This is a genomic window from Ferrimonas sediminum, from assembly GCF_900100175.1.
Taxonomy (GTDB): Bacteria; Pseudomonadota; Gammaproteobacteria; order Enterobacterales; family Shewanellaceae; genus Ferrimonas; species Ferrimonas sediminum.
In genome coordinates this window covers 1-21,416 of sequence record NZ_FNEM01000017.1, presented here as the reverse complement: position 1 = coordinate 21,416, position 21,416 = coordinate 1, and the positions used below count along the sequence as shown (strand labels likewise).

Below are 21,416 nucleotides of genomic sequence, written 5' to 3'. Positions count from 1 at the left end.
TTAGGCATTACGTTTAGATACATCGCTATTTTCTGCCAACCCTCCCGCATGAACCAAATTTAAATTGGCGGTTTTATCTCGACTTCTGGAATTAATCCGTTTAGGAATTGCGTTCCTTCTTGTTAGTGGCGCATCAGCAGAGATATATTCCCACTCTAACCTTAGCTTTTCTAATTTAGCTGAATATTCCTCAGGAGATAATCTATTAGATAGAATACCAATCTGATCAAGCTCTCTTCTTAATTTTCCGTATCGACTTGCTGCAGCACGATGCAACTCAGCTCTTTCAGCAAATCTGACAAATGAAACAACGCCAGAAAGAATAGCAGCAATAATGCTTATGGCAGGGATAATATACTTCCCTACCCATGGGTTACCACCAAAATCATGTAGGAATAGCGAAGCAGTTACAATTGTAGTCGAACAAATCAACGCTACTCCTGACCAATTTGCGTAAGTGTATAATCTTTCAGAACACTTATAATGGCCTACCTGTGCGTCTCCAAGCCTATCAATCCAGTTTTGCGTTAACGAACTTTGATCCGTCACTTGACACTTCTCAGGCAGCGTATCTTCTTTTTTTGGAAAGAAGAAAAAATGCCAAAGCCAAATCAAAAACTTGCCCAACATAACTATACCCGCTGATAGCCGTATGATCCCTTGATGTTCCTAGCTAAATATGAACCAACCGAGTCTGCGGACATGAGCTCAGAGTGTAAGTAACTAGGAACATCAAAGTACTGATAAACACTTCCATTGTTGAACTCTACTTCTAAGGTACAACTTTCCTCATCAAATCCTATTGAAGCGACATTTGAAGATGCTACCGGAACTCTATTCATACTATTTCTCCTCATTATTTATGGGGCTTTGGATTCTCCAAGCCCTGATCAAATCACTGAAATCGGATTTTCCTTTATTCTTAATCCAACTTTCAGCAACCATCGGGTCCTTACTATCAGGAAACCGTCCTTGCTTCGGCAATTTAAACTTACACCGCATTGGAATCTTTACTGCTTCACCAGCAACAACTGCTTCTCCAGTTCTTAAAATTGGCAACGCATCCACCAATCCAGATAGTCCATCTGACATAGAAGATTTAACTTTAGACCTGTCAGTTGCATTATTTATTCTTAAAGAAAAAAGTGTTCCACACTGAGACAATATTGTTTCATCAATTTCTGAGGGCCTTTGACTGACTAACATGCAACCCACACCAAATTTTCTACCTTCCTTAACAATCCTTTTCACCATTTCTTTAGCTAATCCAGATTTATCGTTTGAAAGATATCTGTGCGCCTCCTCCATGACAAGTAGCACAGGGGATTCTTTCATTCCATCTGGAAGGTTTCGTCCCCAAATGGCAGCCTCAAAAACCATATCAAGTAGAGAGCCCAATAGAAGGCTTAATCTTTCTGATGGCATACCAGACATGTCAATAATTGTAACTGGCTTAACAGTTCCAATCCAACTTTCTAACAGCCAAGACAGATCGTTTTTAATTTCATTATTTTCATTTGGTGTTAATAGACCAGGTTCAAACAGGAAAGAATACTGCTTATCCAGCAGTCTAGATCTCATCTGTTCCAAACTCTTACTGTAATCCCCTTTCCCCCCTTTAAATGGTGGAGATGACCCAGCTCCAGGTGGTCTATACCTAGGCACGATAAGATTGTTTGGATCACCTTCACTCTCAATTGCCGGAGTTGTTCTACCGTTGTCTTCCCAGGTGATATTATCCTCACAATACAACTTAAACCAGACATTTTTTATTCTGTATGGCAAAGGAGAGTAAGCTGTCACTTTGTCTTTTTCTATCCCTAACTCAGGATTTTTGATAGCGAAACTGACTTTATCCTCAAGGATCAATTCTCTAGCTTTACCTTTAAGTCTCTCATTAGCTCCACATAAAAAGTCAATAAGACTATCAGGGTTAACACACCAAAATGGAATGTATAGTTGCTTTTCAACTTCACTACTTCCCGTAGTGAACACATTAGCTATATCTCCCAGAGCACTTGAATATTCACCGTGAATATCAAAGATAATTATTCTAGCTGACTTTTTTTCTATGCTACCGTCACTTCCTTCTACTAACGAGCGCAGCAAGCTGGATACACTAGTAGATTTTCCCGAGCCAGTTGATCCTAGTATAGCTGAGTGCCTGTTAACCAAGTTATTTAGATCAACACCCACTCTTATACTTTCAGAACTAGATAATCGACCAATATCTACCTGACCAGACTCGATAGTGCCGTAAACCTTTTTAAGGTCATTTTCTGTTACTAAGTGTGCCTCATCACCGATACTTGGAAATTGGCTTATCCCTCTTTCAAAGTCAGTTCCCACTGACTCACCAACCAATTCAACCTTAATTAACCTTCTTTCCTTAAAATCAATAAGGTTATCATCTCTCATTGTTTCAGATGTCTCTGAAATAATACCATATAAGTCATTATAACCTTGAGGTATTCTTATAAAACTACCCACAAGTCCTATTCGGTGAGTACGTCCATCAATAATAAGCAAGCCTGATCTAACATTCTGAGTTAGTTCTATACTAACTGAAACCCCTGATACAGATATAACAGAGCCAAGATAGGTTTCCTTTGATTTAGATTCCATCTTTTTCTCCTATATCGTTAGTATCATGATTCGAAACAATCCCTCTCGATCCACCTGACTTTGCCAAGAAAGGAGCAAACTTCACAAAATCACCTAGCAAAAATTTATCTCCGCCCCAATACTCACCTCTAATAAGCCGCCAATTTTTTGTTGGATCATCGCCAATTTTCCATAATGCCGAAATTCCGTTAATAACGGCTCCATCTCTACAATAGACACTGACATTAGGAGTGCTTTTTGCCAACTCTACTGAATAAAACTCTGAATCCAGAGTATTATACTGAAAAGCCAGCAGTGCTGAAGTTGGGTTTGCTGATAGACACTCCTTAATTTTTGCAGTCACATGCATATCAGCAAACGAAAATCCAATAGCAATCAGAACCGAATCTGGTTCCAAGAGAAACACTTTCAATCTTTCAAACAAGGATGAATAAGGGGCCGCTTGAGTTTGATCATATTTAACGTGAGAAGGGTAAACCATTGTTCCTTCTCGTTCACCACTCCCACGAACAATTTCATGATTTTCGTTCTTTGCCCAGTTTATGGAACCATGGAGTTTCCAAAGCCTTATCCACCGGGAAGGTAAATCATTATTCGAAATTGTAGACGGATCGAAAAACGCCACCTTAGATCCAGAGAATCCATCAAAGTATGGAGTCCTAACTCTTTCCATCGCCTCTTCGAAAAGCAAATCATAATTTGTTGTAAATATTTCAACTGCATGATCTCGTTTTATTCCATTAACCCATGAAATAAGTTGAGAATATGGATTATCACCTTTAGGGAGGTCTTTATTAACAACTTCTTTTATTACTTTGCAAACTTTGTCGGAAAGGCAATCATAACCAGCCCCATTTAATCCATGAACTTCGGCATTCCCAATTACTGAGGCTAGTGAACGTATATGAGAAAGAATATATTCAATATTTTCAGTATTTCTTTCAGACATGATGGATTTAAAGGCTTGTAGGTTATCACCTTCCAGTGTATCTAAAACTATATTCATCAAGCCTTTCATGTCAGGAATTAGAGGCTTGTGCGCTTCACTTTCCGCCGCGACATTAATACCTACAGGACCACCAGCACCAATTAATAAGCCAACTTTCTTTCTACCATGAGTCAATATCTGCATGAAGTCATACATATACTGGTCAGGGTTATGCACTGACTCGGTCATGAACATTATTCTCTTTTGTTGTGCTGAACCTGAATCACTTTGCGTAGAGGTTCCGCTAGTAAACATTACCCCATAGATTGCAAAAAAACATGATGAGATTCAAGGCCATCCAACAAAGAGAAGTGCCATCATTTACATAAGAGATCGTCCCAGTTCCGCTATCAGAACTACCTTTTCCTCTCTGCTTAGATTACGCAACTCTTCAGATAATACTTTAGTAGGCACATCTTGATTCCTCGAGCCCACCATATCATTACTCAGTAGAGACAGCTCTTGTCGAACCTGATCCAGCTGCAAATGCGCATAAGTACTCGCCGTGATACTCAAGTCGCTGTGCCCCAGCAACTTGCTCGATGCCTGTAACGTCCCGCCCCTTACGATATTCCAAGTCGCAATGGTGCGGCGTAGGTCGTGAATGGTTACTGTATGGTTGCGATCTTCACTGCGTAGCCCTGCTCTGGTGGTAATTCGATGCCAGAAGCCCAGCTTACCCGTCTTCTCGACTATATGGCCCGAACCCGCTCTATCCGATGGGAACACGTAAGGTTGGTTTGGCTCTGCCTCGGCACTTCGCCGTTTTAGGATTTCCATCACCTTATCGGTAAGCGGTACCGCATGGGCTCGCTTGGCTTTCATCTTACCGATGGGAATCAGCCATACCTTGTTGTGGTGATCGATCTCTGTCCACTCCATGCTGAACACACAGCTTTTTCGTTGGCCTGTCAGTAGCAGCACCATCACCACATCTTGGTAAATCTGTGGCTCCGGTTTCATCGCTTCAAACAGTCGGTCGAGTTCCTCTCTGTTGAGTACTCGTTCTCGCTTGGTATTGGGAATCTTTTTGATTCGGCGCAGTGGCTGATGCTCTAACTCGCTAAATAGGGATTTCAGTACCGTGAGGCATTTGTTGTACACCCAAGGAGAGTGCTTCGCCATCAACGCCCGTAGAAATTGCTTCGCGTGGTCTTCGGTTAAGTCTTCGGCTTTGACGTTCTCGAATCGAGCCCGCAGGTGTTTATTCCAGTTGTACTTAACGTCTTGCAGGGATTTAGGTCTTCGCTCACCCGTTCTTATCCGAAGTTCAAACTCGGCAATGTAGGCCTTGTAGAGTTCACCGATGGTAAGGGCAAACTTCTCCTGTTCCCGTTCCTGGCGTTTTCGAGAGTTCGGGTTTTGTCCCTGGCTCACCTCATTCGCCAGCTCTCGAGCAACCCGCCTTGCAGTATCGATGGTTGTCGCTGGAAATTGACCGATGGTGACTTCGAGATCCTTGCCCTTGAGTTTGCGCCGATAGCGAAACATCTTCTTGCCGTTCGCCATTACCACCAGCACTAAGCCCGGCAATGACTCGTAGCCATCGCGGTCGTAAACCCGATACCGTCGCGGCTCTGGTTCAAGCTGCTCCAGTGCCTTTTTGGTGAAGTTCAAATGTCGTTTTTGCATGATTTCTGTCCCGCGCCAATCCCGCCCTTGACCGTAATTTTTAGCAAATTTCGATAAAAGTGGTTAAAGAACGTTTAGACAAAAATAGACTTAAGTCGATGACTATTAAAGAGCATTAATCTTGGTGCATTTCACTTAAATTAGAATAACTTAGTCAAATCCTACCTGTGGGGAGGCCATATCACCTCTTTTCCCCAAGCAATTCAATACCCGATATTCTGGCAACATTCTTGTACCGCTTCCTCGCGGGGAGGCCACTTCTCTTGTTCATCTTGGGCCGAAACCGTTCGGGGAGATGAAGCTGTGGCGCTCGCCGCAGTAAGGGAAGTAACGTAAATCCCTATCGACTTTGCCTCTCCGGTTCGTTAGATCACCATTGTGACGAATCCGTCAGCCATGAAAGCGGGGCAAACCGCTAGCAGCAGTGTTCCCTCCCCCCACGGTAAAACCTGTTGAGCCGGCAGCCTCTGAAGGGGATGCCAAAGCGCCTCCGGCATCAAGGTTGGCAATGCCAACTTGCTCATTTGCAACCATACTTACTGCATAGTTCTCATTGCCTGCGCCGCCGGGATCAGGCATCAACCAAAGGAGAAAACCATGCTGGAACAAGCTCGCTGTGGTTTGTTGGTGGTGGATGTTCAGGGTTCGCTAGCCAAACAGGTCCACGACAATGACAAGGTGGTGGCCAACATCAGCCTGCTTATCCGGGCGGCAGAGCTGCTGGAGATGCCGGTGGTCACCCTGGAGCAGTATCCCAGGGGGTTGGGGCCAACGGTGCAGGCGCTGCAGGAGAAACTGCCACAATCACCGCTGCGCAAGACCAGTTTCAACGGCATCGAGCATGAGGCCATAGAGCAGGTGGTGCGGGATACCGACCGCAGCCAGTGGCTGGTGTGCGGCATCGAGTCGCACATCTGTGTCTATCAGACCACTCGCGGCCTGGTGGAGGCCGGCTTCGAGGCTGAGGTAATCGTCGATGCCGTCAGTGCCCGCCACCAGCTGGATACCCAGGTGGCCCTGGAGAAGTGCCGCGACATCGGCGCCGGTATCACCACCCTGGAGCTGTGCCTGTACGAACTGCTGGGTACCTCGCTGCATGAGCAGTTCAAGGAGATTCTGCCGCTTGTCAAAGCCCATGTGGACTAGAAACGGAGTGGCTGGGTTGGCGGCGCCGATTCAGCCATGGGGGGCACAATGAAACACCTGCTGCTGACCCTGGTTCTGTCCTATCTGCTGGTGTGCCTTTGGCTGTTTTTGGCCCAACGTCGCTTTCAGTACTTTCCCACCCCGCCACTGCCGGTCAACCGGGCCCAGGCGGTGAGCTTCAGCCACGACGGCCTGACTCTGAGGGGCTGGGTTGCTAACCCGGGGCGGGACAACGCCCTGCTCTACTTTGGCGGCAACGGCGAGCAAGTGGAGCAGAACCTGTCCCAGTTCCGCCACTGGTTCCAGGATCACAGCGTCTACCTGATCCCCTACCGCGGCTACGGCAACAGCGACGGCAGCCCCACCCAGCAGGGGTTGTATGGCGATGCCCTGTTTCTGTTCGACCAGCTGCGGCAGCAACACCAGAAGGTGGCGGTGATGGGGCGCAGCCTGGGGGCTGCGGTCGCGGTGCAGGTGGCTGCCCACCGGCCGGTGGAGCGGGTGGTGCTGATCACCCCGTTTGACAGCGCCCTGGCGCTGGCCCGTCCCCACTACTGGATGTTTCCCCTCGCCCTGTTGATGCGGGATCGCTACGACGCCGCCGCACTGGCGCCGAAAATCTCCGCCCCGAGCTATGTGATCATCGCCGGGGGCGACGAGATCGTGCCGATGGAGCGTACCCGGGCACTGATGGAGGCGATGAAGCCGAGCCTGCGCTGGAGCCGGGTGATAGAGGGGGCGGGCCACAATACCCTGTCGATGTTTCCCGAATACGGCCAGGCACTGAGGGACGCCATGGAGGAGAAGGGGCCGGGCCCCTCTCCGACCTCAGGCAGATAACACCAGCCTTATCCCGGAGAGGCAGCACAGGAGGCGCACATGCTCTACCGGCTGGCGGCGGACACCATACTGGTTCTGCACCTGTTGTTTATCCTGTTCGCCCTGTTCGGCGGGCTGCTGCTGCTGTGGCGCCGTCGGCTGTGGCTGCTGCATCTTCCGGCGGCGATCTGGGCCATCGCCATCGGCTATATGGGCTGGATCTGCCCACTGACGCCGCTGGAAAACGACCTGAGGGCCGCCTCCGGCGCAAAAGGATTTGACGGCGGCTTTATCGAACACTACCTGCTGCCCCTTATCTACCCCCCCGCCCTGAGTCTGGACCTGCAACTGCTGTTCGGCAGCATCGCCCTCGGCATCAACCTGCTGATCTACGCCCTGGTGCTGTATCGGCTGTTCTTTAAGCCGTCGTCTCGGCACTAACTCTTTGACAGCACCCGAAGATTGGGAAAGGCTGTGTCGGCATGGCCCTCAGGCCCAATCGAGGTGGGTTAGGGGGAGCTGTGATTTTTGGAAAGGCTCTGTTGGCGGCGGGGAGATGGCAACCCGGCAACTCATGCTGTTGCCGGGTTAACCATCGACAGGCCTAATCGCGTTGGCGGTAGGTCACCGACAGTGAGAACATGTCGGATTCATCACTGTCGAAGTGGCCCCGGTCCCACCCCAGGCCGATGGCCCAGGAGGGGGCGAACCGCCACTCAACTCCGGCACCGATCAACCAGTCGACCCCATCATCCGAGTCGTCGATGGAGGGTAACCCCTCCACATCCCGGTTGCCCTTCCAAAAGAAGGGACCAACCCGGCCATAGACGGCAAGGCGTTCGGTGAGGTCATAACCGGGGCGAACGGTGACCGCAACACCATGCCCAGACAGAGGCAGGGTATCGGCCAGATCCCGCTTGAACACCTCCGGGTCGGCAGCCTGGCCGGACGCCGAGAGGGTGATATCGCCGTAATCCAGGTAGCCGACCTCGAAGCGCAGGTTCTTCCTCCACTGGTAGCCGACCCAGGCACTGAAGCCAGTTCTGTCGTCATCGATATCATAGACCGACACCTGGTGCCCAAGGGCGGCCAGCTCATCGTTGATGGCCCCCGCCTGGAGATCGCTGGTGACGGCTCCGACGCCGACGGTAAAGCTCCAGGGGCTTTCATCTGCCGACGCCCGAACCGGCACAAACAACATTGCGCTAACCAGCGGCAGCGCGATGGCGACCAAGAAACTCTTGTTGTGATTTTCCATTGCTCAACCCCTCCTTTTCACTTGGTGGCCGAGATTGCGACGGCACAATGCAGCCAGGGCAAACAGGGCGATAAACCAGTTCAAGGTACCGCCACTGCCGCTGACGGTGATATCGGTATCGATGGACTGCATCTGGGCTACGCCTCCCGGATCCTCGACACTGCCGTTGGCCGTGCCATCGTGGTCGTTCGGGCCGCCGTCCTCGATGGTCAGCCGCACACACCAATCTCCCGGGGTCAGCCCCTGCCGATAGGAGTCGTCGCCCGGAGGTGGGCAGTAGCCTGGCAGCCCCTGGGCAGACGCGAGGCCATTAGTCGCGTTTTCGACGAAGCCGCTCCAGCCAAAGCCCGGCAGGAACTTGCGGTAGGTGGGATAGTCCGGAATCGGCTGGCGCTGGGGGATCACCACCTGCACCGATTGACCCGGTTCCGGCAGACCGTGCACCTCGAAGTCAAACACACCGCCCACATTAACCAGGGAGTCCTGGCCAATGGCAGCCGAACCCTCCGCCATATCCTCCTCGGTCAGCTGGACGCCAACATGCTCGGTCAAACGGGACAGGCTACCCAGTGTAAGACGGGTACCCGGGTCAGACTCGAGCAGGTTGAGGTTGGCCTCAATGGCGCGCTGGTTGATCACGTTAGTGCCATGCTCGGCGCTGTCCAGGTAGTCCGGAACGCCATCGGCATCACTGTCCTTGAACGACTCAACGGCGTCGGGAATGCCATCGCCATCAGAGTCCACCTGCGCGCCGAGAGTGGGAAGCGCCGCCTTCACCACCAGGTCGAGGCTGGCCGAGTCCGCCAGCGCGGGCGCACCCGAGTCGGTCACGGTGACGGCGAGCCGGTATGCGCCGACGGTGAGTTGATCGGCAAAGAAGCTGAAGCCATCGCTTTCCTGGGGAGCCGGCGCCAACTCCGCTGGCAGTGTCCAGTCGAAACGGTGGCTGTCCCCCGGGTTGGCATCGCTGACCTCAACGGACACAGTTACCGGTCCCCCGTCCAGGGCGATCCAGCTTCGGGCTTCGCCGTCCTGGGATACACTCAAACGGATCTCAGGGGGGATATTGCCTTCGCGGATGGTGGCCCGGTGCTCGAGCTTGGTGCCCAGGTTCAGCGCCTCATCGGGATCGGTCAGCGTCAGCGTGATCACCTCATCCAGCTCCGGCACCTGATCGGTGAGGGTGTTGAACAGGATCACCCCTTGCCGCTCAGCCTCTATCACAACCACGCCATCCTCCAGGTCATGATCCTCACCGAACACGGCGCTACCGCCGACACTGTAGGGGACGATAACTGGATAGATGGGCGCATCGCCATTCAGAAAGACCCGCACGGCAACGGCGCTGCCCTCGGACATGGTCTGATCCTGGGCAAAATCGATCAGCGGCCGCACATTGATGGCCTGCTCGACCACGGCGGTGTTGCCGGCGGCATCGGTCGCCCGGTACTTGAACAGGTGGCGTCCGGGGGCCAGTCGCTCCTGCCCCTGGATGCGGGACACCGGCAGATCGCCATCCTTAAAGTCATGGGCGGTGACAGTGCCTGCCTCGATCTCGGTATAGAGGCCGGTGGCATCAAACCACAGCTCGCCATCCAGCGCGATCTCCGGGGCGACCGTATCCCGAGTGGGATCGCTCTGGCCGTTATTGAACTCCTCCAGGTTGGTCATGCCATCGCCGTCACTGTCGATATGGGCATCGGCACCGCTGAGCGGATTCAGGCCATATTGAAGCTCCCAAAGGTCCGGCATGCCGTCGTTGTCGTCATCGAGGTCGGCATTGTTGCCGATGCCATCGCCGTCGCTGTCGACAGACTCTTCGGGATCCAGCGGGAAGACGTCCTCGCCATCGCTGACCTGGTCACCATCGGTATCCGGGTTGGTTGGGTCCAGCCCCTGCTGGTACTCCATCAGGTTGCTGGCACCGTCGCTGTCCGCATCCCCAGCGGCATCGCTGGGATCAAACTGGTTTAGGGCGTACTGCTTCTCCCAACTGTCCGGCATCAGGTCGTTATCATCATCGCTGTCGAGATAATCGTTGAGGCCATCACCATCGAAATCGCTGTTCTCCGCCGCGGTTACCAGCCGCTCCAGTTCGGCAACCTCAGCTTCGAGGGCATCGAGCCGTGTTTCCAGCACCCGGGCGGGAGAGAGCATCTGTTTGCGAATAAGCAGGTCGGTCTCCGCCAGTCCGGCGGCGACGTGCTTGATCTGGCGCAGCAGCTCCGCCTTGCCCACGGACACCGCGCCGACACTGAACTCACTGTGGTAGCCCAGGGTGACGCTGTTGTCGGTATCAGAGGCGGGCCCCAGCCTCAGTGCCGGCTTGTGCATCACATTGAGCAGCGGCTCACAGGTTCTCCAATCCAGTATCGGCTCGCCGGCGGGCACGGTGACTGGTATCCCTGTGTAAGTCCCGGGGACGGTCGAGCAGTCGTAATAGAACCGGTAGGTGCCGTCGCTGAACTGAACCTCCTCCACATCATCGTTGCGGCTCACAAAACCCAGGAAGGACTCGCCGCCATTATACTGGCTGTTTGCGGTCACCTCCCAGCCCTGGTCCTCGGCATCGAGGGGCTCGCCATCAAAGAAACGGATGCGCAGGTTGTTCTCCTTCAGGCGCAGAAGCTCACCTGAAAAGACTTCCCCATTAACGCAATCATAACCGACACATTGGGCGCCATTGATAATCAGGTTCTCTTCAATAATCTGATCTGCGCTCACACTGGGCGTCACCGAAAGGCTCAAAGCCAGTGACACCGATATAAAGCTCCATCTTTTCACGATTTCGTCCTTAACTATTCTGGCCGACTTCATCGAAAATCTTTTGCGGCTGTTGCTCGTGTGGCCAATCCAACTGTTGATTGTGTTTGCCGTGGCCTTAGGTCTCTTTTTCAAGACAACTGGTTGCAATTGCATTGAGCAGCACCGCGTTAATATGGCGATAAACTCAAGGGGTCAGTTGGTCGACCCGGGTCGCCAGACTCTCCAGCGTCGCGGTCAGCTCATCCAGCTTGGTGTTGATCCTGGTAATGTCGCTGGCCATGCTCTGCTCGGCCTCAACCTTGAAGGTGTTGAACTGCCCCAAGGTGACTGCATCATTGGCATCGGTACCCGCGGCAACATGGACGATTTTTCGTTCGCTGCCGATACTGCCCACCGATATAGCTCCCGCCTCCAGTGCCGAACGGGCCCCGAGGGCGACGCCGCCGGTTTCACCGGATTGCAGCTGCAATACCCTGGCACCGCTGGTCACATCATCGACAAAAAAGAGGGCGGTTCCGGTCTCGGCGTCGTTGCTGGAGCCCATGCGCCAGTCGTTGGTGGGAAATGAAGCCGTTACGCTGGTATCGACGAAGTTGATCTGGGGCTCGGGGCCCTTGAGCTTGATGCTGTCGAAATCGAACACCTCGCCATCGGCACAATCGGGGCCCACGCACAGTGAACCACTGACGATCATATCGTCAGAAACCACCTGATCGGCGCTGCTTGGAAATGCGATGAAAAGAGAGAGACTACTTAAAGCAAAGATAAGCTGTTTCGTTGCGTTCATTTTACACCTCTACAGAAGTGGTGGAGTTTCCCTATGTCGAACCACACAAAGCCAATTAATAACAATCGGCCTGTGGCAATTCGTCTTTGAACAACACTTACGATGTGAATCACAAATTAAATTCAAACCAACAGAGAAGATGAATAAACCTCACCACCGATGGTCGATTACACTCCAAATAAAGTTACAGCATTGAGATGAGATTGTACCCAAAAAGTAAACAAGTGTTTTAAATGTTGGTTTTTATGCGGGTAACGATAAAGAAAATAACTCTATTTCAGCTTCTCAGTTCAATAACTCCCCCTTCACAACGACCACGAAAATGTCCCCGGTGGAAAGAGAGCCTTTGAGATGCCCGGGGCTGTCGTGAATCACCGCAAAGAGTCGCCCAGGAACCCTCGCCCATGGCCCCTTGGAGGATAACAAGACGTGTATGGACGCCCAGGAAGTGTCGACGTAGGCAGGGCCGCCGATATCTGAAAAGTGAGAAGCGGTTGGCGGCCCTCTGTGCTCTGTATGAACAGCCGCCAACCGTTGTTGATCTACCCACTCCGTGGGTAAGGGAGCAGGTACTCTTTGGTCGCTAGACCTTTTCGACCTTCACCGGCACCCCGTGCCGACAGGTGCAGTAGGTATGAACATCGACCAGCGGAGCCGGTCCGGTGCGGGTTGGATCCGTTGGAATGATGGGGTTCACGGATATGCCTGCGCCGCGACGAGGGTCTCCGGCCTGCTTTTGACCATCAATCCACAGGTCGTTGGCGCCATAGCCACTGTGACCGAAGCCGGTGGCAATGGAGATCGCTCCGGGCACGATGTCGTTCACCAACTTTAGGGTACCCGTGGCCGGCCGGTTGATGGCGGAGCGGACAGTCACGGTATCGCCATCCTTCAGGTTTAAGGCACGCCCGGTGTGTTGATGCATATAGACGTAGTTGGTCGGCGAAAACTCAACCGTCCGATCGTAGGACACCGACCAGGGAGACCTGAGGGTCGACTTGTAAGAACTCATCAACACCGGATAGTCCGATTTTGGCCAGTGATCTTCCCAACGGTCGCCATTCCAGAATGCGTTTGGCGCATAGGTTGGGTAGCCCTTTAACGACTGCCCTGAATAGCAGTTTATCCCTTCGGTAAGCCCCTCGTTATAGACGTTGAGGCACAACCCGGGTTTGCCGGCCTGAAACTCGCCGTCGTAACGGGGGGACTCATCAAAGTAGCCGCCACGGGACAACAGCCTCTCAACCAGCTTAGATTCACTCTCGCCAATATAGGGATAAAGGTTGCGCATGCCATATTTGGCGCCGGACAGTTCCAGATCTCGTGCCGAGGCCTGAGGCAGATCGTCACCAATATTGGCCGCGCAGTTAGCCAGCATGTAGGCGCCCCACTGGTGTTCGTTGTGCAGATCCACGTAGGAGCCGTCGGTTTTCTTTATCGCTTTCTCTCCAAACCCTTTGAGCTTCAGGGTCTTGGCGACATCAATAAGGAATTGCTCCATGCAGATATTCTGACCCGCCTGGTTCTTTTCTGTCTTGGGCTCCAGCAGGCGACCCGAAGCGCTGATCCCCTTGCGCTCGCTGCCCCAGTGGCGATCGATGGCCATCTCCTCCATGTGAACAAAGTCGGGAATGAGGTAGTCCGCGTACTCAGCGGTAGTGCTGATCTGATCGACGATGGCGATAACCAGCGGGATCCCGTGCTCGCCGTGGGGGTCTTTAAAGGCGTCGAACACTTCGCTGGGTAACCCGGACGCACCATAGAGCACGTTGGCCCGCCAGCTGATAAAGGCCTTTAACGAGAATGGACGTTGGTTGATATGGCTGGTCAGCATCTCGGCGGTATTCTGAACCGGTGCCGTTTGTGGCCAGGGATCCTGGGCGGGGTATGGGTTAATGCCCTGCTTGACCTTGTCGTGGTACTCCCGGGAGTGTTCATATTTGCCCTCCCGGTTCAGTGACACGCCTTGGTCGGCCTTGCCGAATCCCCCTTCGACGCTGTTGAGGATATAGGGGCCTTTCAAGCCACTGACCGGACCGTGCCAGTAGCAGGCGCCGCCTTTGGCATGATGGCTGCCTATCAACAGGTTCAGCATCGCCGTGGCCCAACCGGTGACGGTGCCGTCGGCGCTGCTGGACGCCGTCGACAGCATCACCGCCGCCTTGCGGCCATGGCTGGTAAAGCGGTTGGCAATGTCACGAATCTTCTGCTCAGAAATCCCGGTGGCGGCGGCATACTCGGCCATTGGTGTCTTGTAGGTTTCTTGACGCATCAACTCCAGAGAGCTGATGACATGCAGCTTCTCGCTGTTGTAGACGATCTCCTGGTCGACAAACAGCTCACCATGGGGAGCGGCAATGACCGGTTTCACCTGGCCGTCCACCAGCACCAGTGGCTCGCCATCATCGTCTCTTAAAAATTGATTCTGCAGCGGATGCCCGGCGTTTTGGATGACCAGATAGGAGGCGTTGGTGTGGTGCAGCTCGCCATCCTGCCTGGCCGCAGCGTCGGTGGTGTTTTCCAGGTGCTTCTTGTTATACAGCTGGTTTTCAAAGATATGGCGGATCAGGCCAAATAGAAAAGGCGTATCACGGCCTGGCAGTATGGGTAACCATTCGCCCCCCGTTGCATAGGTGGTGGCGTTCCTCAGTATGGGGTCGACACACACGTAGTCGTAGCCGTATTCCGTCCGAGCCTGGGCCAGCTGTGCCCCCAGGGCGTTCAGGGAGTTGCCGGAGTTGGAGGGCGAGGTACCGATATACAGCCCAAACCGGCAGCCATCGGCGCCCGCTTCGAAGTCAATGTCCGGGTGGGCATGGGCAGCACCGCCGAAGATGGCGGACTTGAACACCCGTTTTATGCCTATCCGTTGCTGTGCACCGCAATAGGCCGACTTTTTACCGATGGAAGCCCGGTACTGGCCGGCGAAGCGGCGCAGCAGCGAAGTCCGTATATGCACCTCGGAGTTATAGGAGATCAGCAGTTGCTTTGACGCCGGCCCAAACAGAGGATCCTGCGGGTTGGCTAACTTATCCGGTTGATGGATGGCTGCCAGTCCCTCGACCTTTCCCTCTCCAAACAGGTCGCCACCTTGCATGATCTCCCGCAGTGCCTGTTCGTAGGGGATGGACTGCCAACGTCTCTCGCCGCGCTTACCGACCCGCTTTAATACCTGGGTGACCCGTTGTTTGCTGTTTGCCGCATCTCCGGCAGCGGTGCCGCGACCGCAGGTGGTGGCACGGTTATCCAGGGAGTTTTGCTCAGTCAGCTTGACCAAGGCCTGCTCCACCGAGGTAGAAAGGGATTCCGGACGGTACCTGTTGTTGGGACAGTACGGATTGCCGGAAACCCGCTGTACCTTATCGCTCTGCTTGTCGATGCGAACCCGTATCGAGCAGTTATCATAGCACCCCCAGCAGCGGGCAAAGCCCAGCCTGATATCTGGGTTATCCACAATTTTGCCACTCTTAATGGTGAACTCCGGAGGCAGACTTGTGCCACTCAAATTACCCAGTTTCTCTTTTTCATTGGGGGCAGATATAGCGGCAACCGGTACAGCTGCGGCGGTGACCACGCCTGACTTAATGAACTTTCTTTTCTTTAAATCGACCATATTTACCTCTGCCACTCCATTTCGTTCATTGTAATAATTGCCTGCTCATCCAAGGTGTCAGGAAGCCCGATGAAGAAAATATTGGGCTGAGTATTTTCTTGCTTCAACAGAGTATAAATTTTGTTATTTTTCAGAAGAGCATTAATTTTGCTGTCAGGGTCATTAAGATCACCAAAGACTCGGGCTGAACCTATACAAGATTCAACACAGGCAGGCAGCAACCCGGCCTCTAATCGGTGTAAACAGAAATTGCACTTTTCCGGCGGCACCTCAAAGTTTGGATCGGCAACCCGGGCCTGGTACGGGCAGGCTTCTACGCAGGATTGACACCCAATACAGGCATCGTAGTCGATGTAAACAATGCCATTATTCAGCTTTCCGGTAGCATCGGCGGGACACGCCTCTACGCAGGCGGGCCGGTCACACTGGGCACACTGAACCGGCACGGTTAAGGACGTCAGGTGCGAGTCCTGTTGGACGCTCATCCGCTTCAGCGAGCCTCGGCTGCGCCCCTGTGGCACCCCGTTCTCTATGGAGCAGGACACCAGGCAGGATTGGCAGTTGGTACAGCGACGCACATCTATCACCATGCCATATTTGATGCCATCGCCATGGGTTGCCGCAATGGAGGAGTAGGGGACACAACTGAGGGCAAAGCCCGCTCCCAGGTGTTGAAGTAGTTGACGCCTATTTAACATGGGTACCTCTATAGGTATGAACTGTTGTCCTTATGCTAGGGAGGAACGGTGAGTTAAGTTGCGATGTCCGGCACAGCCTAGAAATCTCATTAACCCGAGCATTAACAATGCGATTCAAATATCCCAAAGTGGTGGCGCCAAAGTAATATTTATACGTTTTTTATATAAATAATAGTATTACTCAACCCCAAAACAGACAGTATCCAAAAGTGACTTCAAATGAACCTCTATCAATAAACAAAACCCTCTCTTGAAGGCTGATTATGATACCAACACACCATTGACCAAGAGTCGCCATCGAATATTGTCAAATAGAGTTGATACGCAATGATATGAATAACCAGACACCCGTTTTAGGATGGGGGCAAAAGCCCTTTTGGGCGCAGTTTTAACTGCCCGCCTGAGCCGCGTCAAAAGCGGCACCCGCAGAGGTGGTCGCAGTGCCGTCAATCCTCAGGCTCGATAAACCCCAACGGCGGCATGGGCCGGCGGTCGACCTGCAGGGAAAAAAGGTCCGGCCGGTGGTAATGGCCGCTAACGTCCAAAGACTTACGGGCTTCTGCCGCCGCTCCGGTATCGATGCGGGTATAGAGTATCGCTTTCTCATTAAGCATCGGTCCCGCCGCTACCGCACCGGAAGGCTTAACCACCACGGCCCCGCCCCCGTTGATCCACTCATCGCTGCTGAACAGTTGCTCCCGACCGGGAAAGTCGTCGGGCAGGTCACTGCCCTCCATCGCCGTGGCGGTACTGAGAACCCAACAGCCGCCCTCCCGGGCGATGTGCTTCATCGATGCCAGCCAGGCCTCGCCACAATCCCAGGTTGGCGCCACATAAAGGTCAATATTCTGGCCATAGAGGGCAAAACGGGCCAGTGGCATGTAGCTCTCCCAGCAGATCAGGCAGCCGATACGGCCCACGGCGGTCTCCACGACCCGCAGGCCGCTGGCATCGCCGCAGCCCCACACCATTCGTTCCGGGTTGGTCGGCATCAATTTTCGATGGCGATTGACGATGGTGCCATCGGCATCGATCACCACCACGGTGTTGAACAGGGTGCTGCCACTGTAGGCTCTGTCCACCTCGTTGAGACCCATGACCACCACCAGCTGGTGGGTGGCGGCGGCGTCACAGATGGCGTCTAACCCGCCACTGTCGATATCCACGGCATTTTGCCGAAGGCGGCTGTGAATCTCATTGCCCAGCGCCATGTCTCCCCCGGGCCGAAGTCGCCACACCCAGGTGGGGTACCCCGGCAGATAGGCTTCTGGAAACACCAGTAGTCTGGCCCCCTGCTCCGCCGCTTCCTCGATGATGGCCAGGGCACGCTGCAATGACGCCTCCAGGTCAAGCACAACCGGCGGCTTCTGGCTAATGGCTACGGTAATCTCCATGTCGACTCTCTGGCATGATAAGGGCTAATCCTTAACCCTAGTCCATTGCCTACAAGACGCAAAAATCGCCCCGCCAGCAGCTGATATTTGGCGGACACCCCGAATAACCAGACACCCGGGTTACGATGACTGCCCAGGCGTGGCTGGACACACTTTGCCAATGACCGCATAGGCTGACATTATACCTTACCGTCGCTTTGAAAAGCGAAACCCTTGGCCACACGAATAGGCAACCATAATATCTATATGCATGATATTAAAGGCTAATAAACCGAGGTGTTAAAACTATACTATCCTCAATGTCGCTCACACAGAAAGGGGATATTCAGATGTCTGGTTCACTGTTTGTAAGGTTAGGCGGTACCGAAGGGATTACTAAAATAGCGAGTGATTTGGTTGATATTCATTTGGCAAACCCGAGCATCTCTCCACGGTATGCCAACAGTGATGTTTCTGCCCTGAAAAATGGTGCGGCAACCTTTTTTATTGCCGGAACCGGCGGCCCAAATGTTTATAAAGGCAAGGATATGGTAGCCACTCATAAAGGGATGAATATCAGTGGCGACGAATTTTTAGCCGTATTGGATGATGCGCTGGAAGCCCTGGAAAAAAACGAGGTCGGTCAGAGAGAGAAAGAAGAAGTGCTGTTTGTTCTGTATAGCATGAAGCCAGAGATTGTCCGTATCTAGCGCATTCGTCGGCAGCACTGCGCAGGGCTCAATGCAACATTGAGCCCTGCAGCCTCCCTGGCACCCGCCTCAGTGTGCCGGCCCGGACTCACGCCTCGGCATCATCCAACTGCATCTCGCTATCCAGCTGCTTGTCCGTTTCGGTGGCCGCAGCCAGGTAACGAGTCTGCCAGCGACCTAGAATCCAGCTTTCCATCTCTTGACGGCGCTGTTTCAGAGTCTCCGGAGTCCAGTCGGAATACTGGGCCAACTTTCGCTCCTGCTTAATGCAGGAATCGCTGTAGCTGGGGCTGACGCCGGGCGCACCCTTCTTACGCTGAAACTCGAAATTGGAGTAGCTGGCGTTGTCTTTGGTCAGCACCAGGTTGCCCAGATCGTGCAGGTAGGTGGCTCTGCTGTCCTCATCCCACACCGCCCGCCAGTGAGACCCCTCGGCCGGGTTCTGCGGCAGAATGTGCTCAAGGGTGGAGTCGCGGGCCAGCTCCTCCCAGGTGATTTTGGGTTTACTGCCCTTCCCCTCTCTCTCCATCAGGTGCTGTTCGTATTCAAACAGGGTGTACTTCAGCAGTCGGCGCCAGTGGTACCACTTACCCGGCTGTTTCAGTTGCCCGGCAAAGGCGCTGTCGCTGGCGTAGTACCGAATCAGATCGTGGATCTTGGCAATGATAGCCTCAAGCTCAACTCCGGCCTGATTGAACAGCTCGTGACCCCAGCGATACAGAGTCGAGCTGCCGGAGTTGCTGCGCCGCCCTTCAAACAGGAACACCCGGTAGGCGTAACACTCCAACGCCTGCAGCAGCTCAATGTAGCGGGCTTCGGTGACGCTGCCCGCCAGCCAGCGGCTGCGGGCGGCCACCAGCAGTGGCAAAAAGTTGGCGATGTTGCCGCTGTTATTAATGCGCTGCAGCCAGGCCAGCTCGGCCGGCGAGTCGGTATTGTCTGCCTTGGGGCTGACGATAGCCTGGTAGTGCCGGGCCACCTCCGGCAGGCCCTTCACAAAGGTAAGCAGAAACGCCTTGGTCTGTGCCTTGGTCTTACCGCTGCCGGACTGGCCTTCGACAGCAAAATTACGCAACGGTATGTACTGTGGCTGCTTGAAGCCATCGTAACCTTTCCAGTTCTTTGGCAGGTGGTGACAATACAAGGTCCAGGCCAGCCGCAGGCATTGTGACTCGTTGCCTGACGACTCGCCGACAAACCCGTAAGTGTCACGCCAGGCCAGGTTGACCCGCTTGGCCAGATCGTCCCGCTCGTCGGCGACACCGTTACGGGCAACCCAGTGCATCAGGTAGTTTTTCAGCAGCTCCAGCACCGACAGCTCCTTGCCGCGTGAATTCATCAGTTCGAAGGTCATGCCGATTTCACACTCCTCCTCGATGGTGTAGGAGGTGAACACTAACTTACCGGTTATCGCTTCGAACAGCTGGGTCAGGTAGTGCGTGCCCTTGCTGGAGTCGGCCAGCAGCGTGTCCACGTGCGCCTGAAAGTAATCGGTGGCCTCGCACAGTCGACGCTGGTGCGGCGTCGTCGGCGCTTTCAGCGCCCGGCCCTCAGACAGCAGCCGGTGAAACAGGTCACCGGTGTCGTTGTTGAGGGTTAACTTGCAGCGCAGGCCATCATAGAGAAAATCGGCAATGTCACGCTCATACTCGGACCGCCCGGCTTTTATCAGGGCGCGAATCAACACCGACAGATACAGGCAGGTGGTGGTCAGGCGCTGCTGGCCATCCACCACATCCACCAAGGTTGCCGGCCGCCGGCAGTAGGTCACGGTGTCGTTGTTGGCCTGGTAGGTCACCACGGTGCCGGTGTAGTGATAATGGATGTTGTCATCGGTCACCAGCGCATCGAGATCCTCAACAAAATCGCGCCACTGCTTCTTCTCCCAGGCGTAGCCACGCTGGTAGTCGGGAATCTTGAACAGGGTGCTGGAGAACAGATCAGAGAGCGATTGCTTATTCATTGACGGGGTACCTGGATGGTGTCGGGGCTTATTGTTGGAACACGAGGCAGACTCACGGCTGATCAGCGAATTTTTGGGTTAAACCACAAACAGTTAGCCGGCCAGCAACTACTGACATCATGCCGTAAAAGCCCAAATTTATCGACAACCAAACCGCCGCCAAGTGCGCCAGGTAACACACCGGTGCCATTCAACTTTTCTGTCACTCAGGACCAGGGTCAGACAAAAAAGGGAGCATTCGCCCCCTTCGCCGAGATCAACAAAGCGCCGGTTCATCCGCGGAAATATCCGCTGCCCGACGGGCTGAATGGGGTACGGACTCGCTCCCTAGTTGCACCACAGGCTTTCACAGGGCACCCCGTCACCGTCGCCATCGGTATACTGGTCCGGGCAGTTTTGCAGATAGAAAGTGGCCTCAGCGCAAGAGACCATCTGGGCGCAATACTGCTTGCCCCGGCACTGGAAAGACCCGGGATTGGGCGCAAAAGAGGGCAGTGGTTGTGGCTGAGCAACGGGGTCATCGGGCGGTGACGGCTCTGAAGACTCGGGGGTCAACCTCGGGATAAGAAACTTGTCGGCGGTCCAGACTGCGCTGCCAACCGAGACCAGCGCCAGCACCAGAAACGCCGGTGACCACAGGGCGAATCGATGACGCGATTCAGGCCGAAAACCGGGTTCCAGTTCGGCCTCAATGCGAATGGCCCGCGGCCCTTTCGGCCCGCCGGTTTCCAGATCATACGTCAACCGGTCACCGATCTTTGGCCGCAACCGCTGCTGGCGAAATTCGCTGATGTGGGCAAACACCGCCGGGCCGCCGTTGTCTGGCTCGACAAAGCCGTAGCCCCTGTTATCGTTCCATCGAATCAATATCCCTTGCTGTCGCACGGTGCCTCCCGAGGTTTCAGCCTCACCGATACCGGACATCCAGATCAAGCCCGGTGTTTCTATCAGTGTACGCCATCGGCGGCCCAGGCCAAGACCCGGGCACACTCTTACCCTCTGCTATACCATCCAGTTCGCACTGTCGCCCTTGCGAAC

17 protein-coding genes are annotated in these 21,416 nt (G+C 53.8%); 4 read left to right on the top strand and 13 right to left on the bottom strand.

What is annotated here, in order from left to right:
- The 5 genes from BLT77_RS20085 to BLT77_RS16000 all read right to left on the bottom strand — a co-directional run bounded on the left by BLT77_RS20085 (position 1) and on the right by BLT77_RS16000 (position 5,245).
- Entirely contained in the window at positions 1-630 is a 630-nt protein-coding gene (locus BLT77_RS20085) for an SLATT domain-containing protein (RefSeq protein WP_143026660.1), read from the bottom strand.
- A 2-nt stretch (positions 631-632) separates the two neighbouring features.
- Positions 633-842, bottom strand: a complete 210-nt coding sequence (locus BLT77_RS16015) for a KTSC domain-containing protein (protein ID WP_090367269.1) — start codon at positions 840-842, stop codon at positions 633-635.
- A 1-nt stretch (position 843) separates the two neighbouring features.
- On the bottom strand, positions 844-2,625 hold the full coding sequence (locus BLT77_RS16010) for an ATP-binding protein (RefSeq protein WP_090367267.1): 1,782 nt from the start codon (positions 2,623-2,625) through the stop codon (positions 844-846).
- A complete protein-coding gene (locus BLT77_RS16005) occupies positions 2,615-3,802 on the bottom strand; it encodes an SIR2 family protein (RefSeq protein ID WP_090367409.1) in 1,188 nt (395 codons plus the stop codon). Before BLT77_RS16005 ends, BLT77_RS16010 begins: the two co-directional genes overlap by 11 nt.
- A gap of 132 nt (positions 3,803-3,934) precedes the next feature.
- Positions 3,935-5,245, bottom strand: coding sequence for a tyrosine-type recombinase/integrase (locus tag BLT77_RS16000; RefSeq protein WP_090367266.1), 1,311 nt, complete (start codon positions 5,243-5,245; stop codon positions 3,935-3,937).
- A 597-nt stretch (positions 5,246-5,842) separates the two neighbouring features.
- Here BLT77_RS16000 and BLT77_RS15995 point away from each other — a divergent pair.
- From BLT77_RS15995 to BLT77_RS15985, 3 genes are read left to right on the top strand one after another with little or no spacing between them, the layout of a single operon-like run.
- Positions 5,843-6,391: an isochorismatase family protein gene (locus BLT77_RS15995; RefSeq protein WP_090367263.1), complete on the top strand. Its 549-nt coding sequence runs from the start codon at positions 5,843-5,845 to the stop codon at positions 6,389-6,391.
- A 48-nt stretch (positions 6,392-6,439) separates the two neighbouring features.
- The gene (locus tag BLT77_RS15990; protein ID WP_090367261.1) at positions 6,440-7,231 is read left to right on the top strand and encodes an alpha/beta hydrolase; all 792 of its coding nucleotides are present in this window, start codon (positions 6,440-6,442) and stop codon (positions 7,229-7,231) included.
- A 39-nt stretch (positions 7,232-7,270) separates the two neighbouring features.
- Positions 7,271-7,651, top strand: coding sequence for a DUF2784 domain-containing protein (locus tag BLT77_RS15985; RefSeq protein ID WP_090367260.1), 381 nt, complete (start codon positions 7,271-7,273; stop codon positions 7,649-7,651).
- Positions 7,652-7,814: 163 nt separating this feature from the next.
- Here the strand turns inward: BLT77_RS15985 and BLT77_RS15980 are convergent, their stop codons facing one another.
- The 6 genes from BLT77_RS15980 to BLT77_RS15955 form a co-directional block, all read right to left on the bottom strand.
- The gene (locus tag BLT77_RS15980) at positions 7,815-8,468 is read right to left on the bottom strand and encodes an outer membrane beta-barrel protein (protein WP_090367257.1); all 654 of its coding nucleotides are present in this window, start codon (positions 8,466-8,468) and stop codon (positions 7,815-7,817) included.
- 3 nt (positions 8,469-8,471) lie between these two features.
- Positions 8,472-11,192 carry a thrombospondin type 3 repeat-containing protein gene (locus BLT77_RS15975; RefSeq protein WP_143026658.1) on the bottom strand — a complete coding sequence of 907 codons (2,721 nt, stop codon included), beginning with the start codon at positions 11,190-11,192 and terminating at the stop codon, positions 8,472-8,474.
- A gap of 226 nt (positions 11,193-11,418) precedes the next feature.
- Positions 11,419-11,943 (bottom strand): hypothetical protein, encoded by a 525-nt coding sequence (locus BLT77_RS20620; RefSeq protein WP_281241979.1) that lies wholly within the window; start codon positions 11,941-11,943, stop codon positions 11,419-11,421.
- A gap of 661 nt (positions 11,944-12,604) precedes the next feature.
- Positions 12,605-15,475, bottom strand: coding sequence for a molybdopterin dinucleotide binding domain-containing protein (locus tag BLT77_RS15965; protein ID WP_176819349.1), 2,871 nt, complete (start codon positions 15,473-15,475; stop codon positions 12,605-12,607).
- 161 nt (positions 15,476-15,636) lie between these two features.
- Positions 15,637-16,332 carry a 4Fe-4S dicluster domain-containing protein gene (locus tag BLT77_RS15960; protein WP_090367248.1) on the bottom strand — a complete coding sequence of 232 codons (696 nt, stop codon included), beginning with the start codon at positions 16,330-16,332 and terminating at the stop codon, positions 15,637-15,639.
- 446 nt (positions 16,333-16,778) lie between these two features.
- Positions 16,779-17,726 (bottom strand): carbon-nitrogen hydrolase family protein, encoded by a 948-nt coding sequence (locus BLT77_RS15955; protein ID WP_090367246.1) that lies wholly within the window; start codon positions 17,724-17,726, stop codon positions 16,779-16,781.
- A 329-nt stretch (positions 17,727-18,055) separates the two neighbouring features.
- Here BLT77_RS15955 and BLT77_RS15950 point away from each other — a divergent pair, with 329 nt between their 5' ends.
- A complete protein-coding gene (locus BLT77_RS15950) occupies positions 18,056-18,415 on the top strand; it encodes a group I truncated hemoglobin (RefSeq protein WP_090367407.1) in 360 nt (119 codons plus the stop codon).
- Positions 18,416-18,503: 88 nt separating this feature from the next.
- Here the strand turns inward: BLT77_RS15950 and BLT77_RS15945 are convergent, their stop codons facing one another.
- Both BLT77_RS15945 and BLT77_RS15940 read right to left on the bottom strand, forming a co-directional pair.
- Complete coding sequence (locus BLT77_RS15945; protein ID WP_090367245.1) at positions 18,504-20,378, bottom strand: DUF262 domain-containing protein; 1,875 nt, start codon at positions 20,376-20,378, stop codon at positions 18,504-18,506.
- A 327-nt stretch (positions 20,379-20,705) separates the two neighbouring features.
- Positions 20,706-21,302, bottom strand: a complete 597-nt coding sequence (locus BLT77_RS15940; RefSeq protein WP_090367242.1) for a cold shock domain-containing protein — start codon at positions 21,300-21,302, stop codon at positions 20,706-20,708.
- Between the last annotated feature and the right edge of the window lie 114 nt (positions 21,303-21,416).

Excerpts from the sequence above, each read along its gene's own strand:
- BLT77_RS20085 (WP_143026660.1), bottom strand. The coding sequence starts at position 630 with ATGTTGGGCAAGTTTTTGATTTGGCTTTGGCATTTTTTCTTCTTTCCA.
- BLT77_RS16015 (WP_090367269.1), bottom strand. The coding sequence starts at position 842 with ATGAATAGAGTTCCGGTAGCATCTTCAAATGTCGCTTCAATAGGATTT.
- BLT77_RS16010 (WP_090367267.1), bottom strand. The coding sequence starts at position 2,625 with ATGGAATCTAAATCAAAGGAAACCTATCTTGGCTCTGTTATATCTGTA.
- BLT77_RS16005 (WP_090367409.1), bottom strand. The coding sequence starts at position 3,802 with ATGACCGAGTCAGTGCATAACCCTGACCAGTATATGTATGACTTCATG.
- BLT77_RS16000 (WP_090367266.1), bottom strand. The coding sequence starts at position 5,245 with ATGCAAAAACGACATTTGAACTTCACCAAAAAGGCACTGGAGCAGCTT.
- BLT77_RS15995 (WP_090367263.1), top strand. The coding sequence starts at position 5,843 with ATGCTGGAACAAGCTCGCTGTGGTTTGTTGGTGGTGGATGTTCAGGGT.
- BLT77_RS15990 (WP_090367261.1), top strand. The coding sequence starts at position 6,440 with ATGAAACACCTGCTGCTGACCCTGGTTCTGTCCTATCTGCTGGTGTGC.
- BLT77_RS15985 (WP_090367260.1), top strand. The coding sequence starts at position 7,271 with ATGCTCTACCGGCTGGCGGCGGACACCATACTGGTTCTGCACCTGTTG.
- BLT77_RS15980 (WP_090367257.1), bottom strand. The coding sequence starts at position 8,468 with ATGGAAAATCACAACAAGAGTTTCTTGGTCGCCATCGCGCTGCCGCTG.
- BLT77_RS15960 (WP_090367248.1), bottom strand. The coding sequence starts at position 16,332 with ATGTTAAATAGGCGTCAACTACTTCAACACCTGGGAGCGGGCTTTGCC.
- BLT77_RS15955 (WP_090367246.1), bottom strand. The coding sequence starts at position 17,726 with ATGGAGATTACCGTAGCCATTAGCCAGAAGCCGCCGGTTGTGCTTGAC.
- BLT77_RS15950 (WP_090367407.1), top strand. The coding sequence starts at position 18,056 with ATGTCTGGTTCACTGTTTGTAAGGTTAGGCGGTACCGAAGGGATTACT.
- BLT77_RS15945 (WP_090367245.1), bottom strand. The coding sequence starts at position 20,378 with ATGAATAAGCAATCGCTCTCTGATCTGTTCTCCAGCACCCTGTTCAAG.
- BLT77_RS15940 (WP_090367242.1), bottom strand. The coding sequence starts at position 21,302 with ATGTCCGGTATCGGTGAGGCTGAAACCTCGGGAGGCACCGTGCGACAG.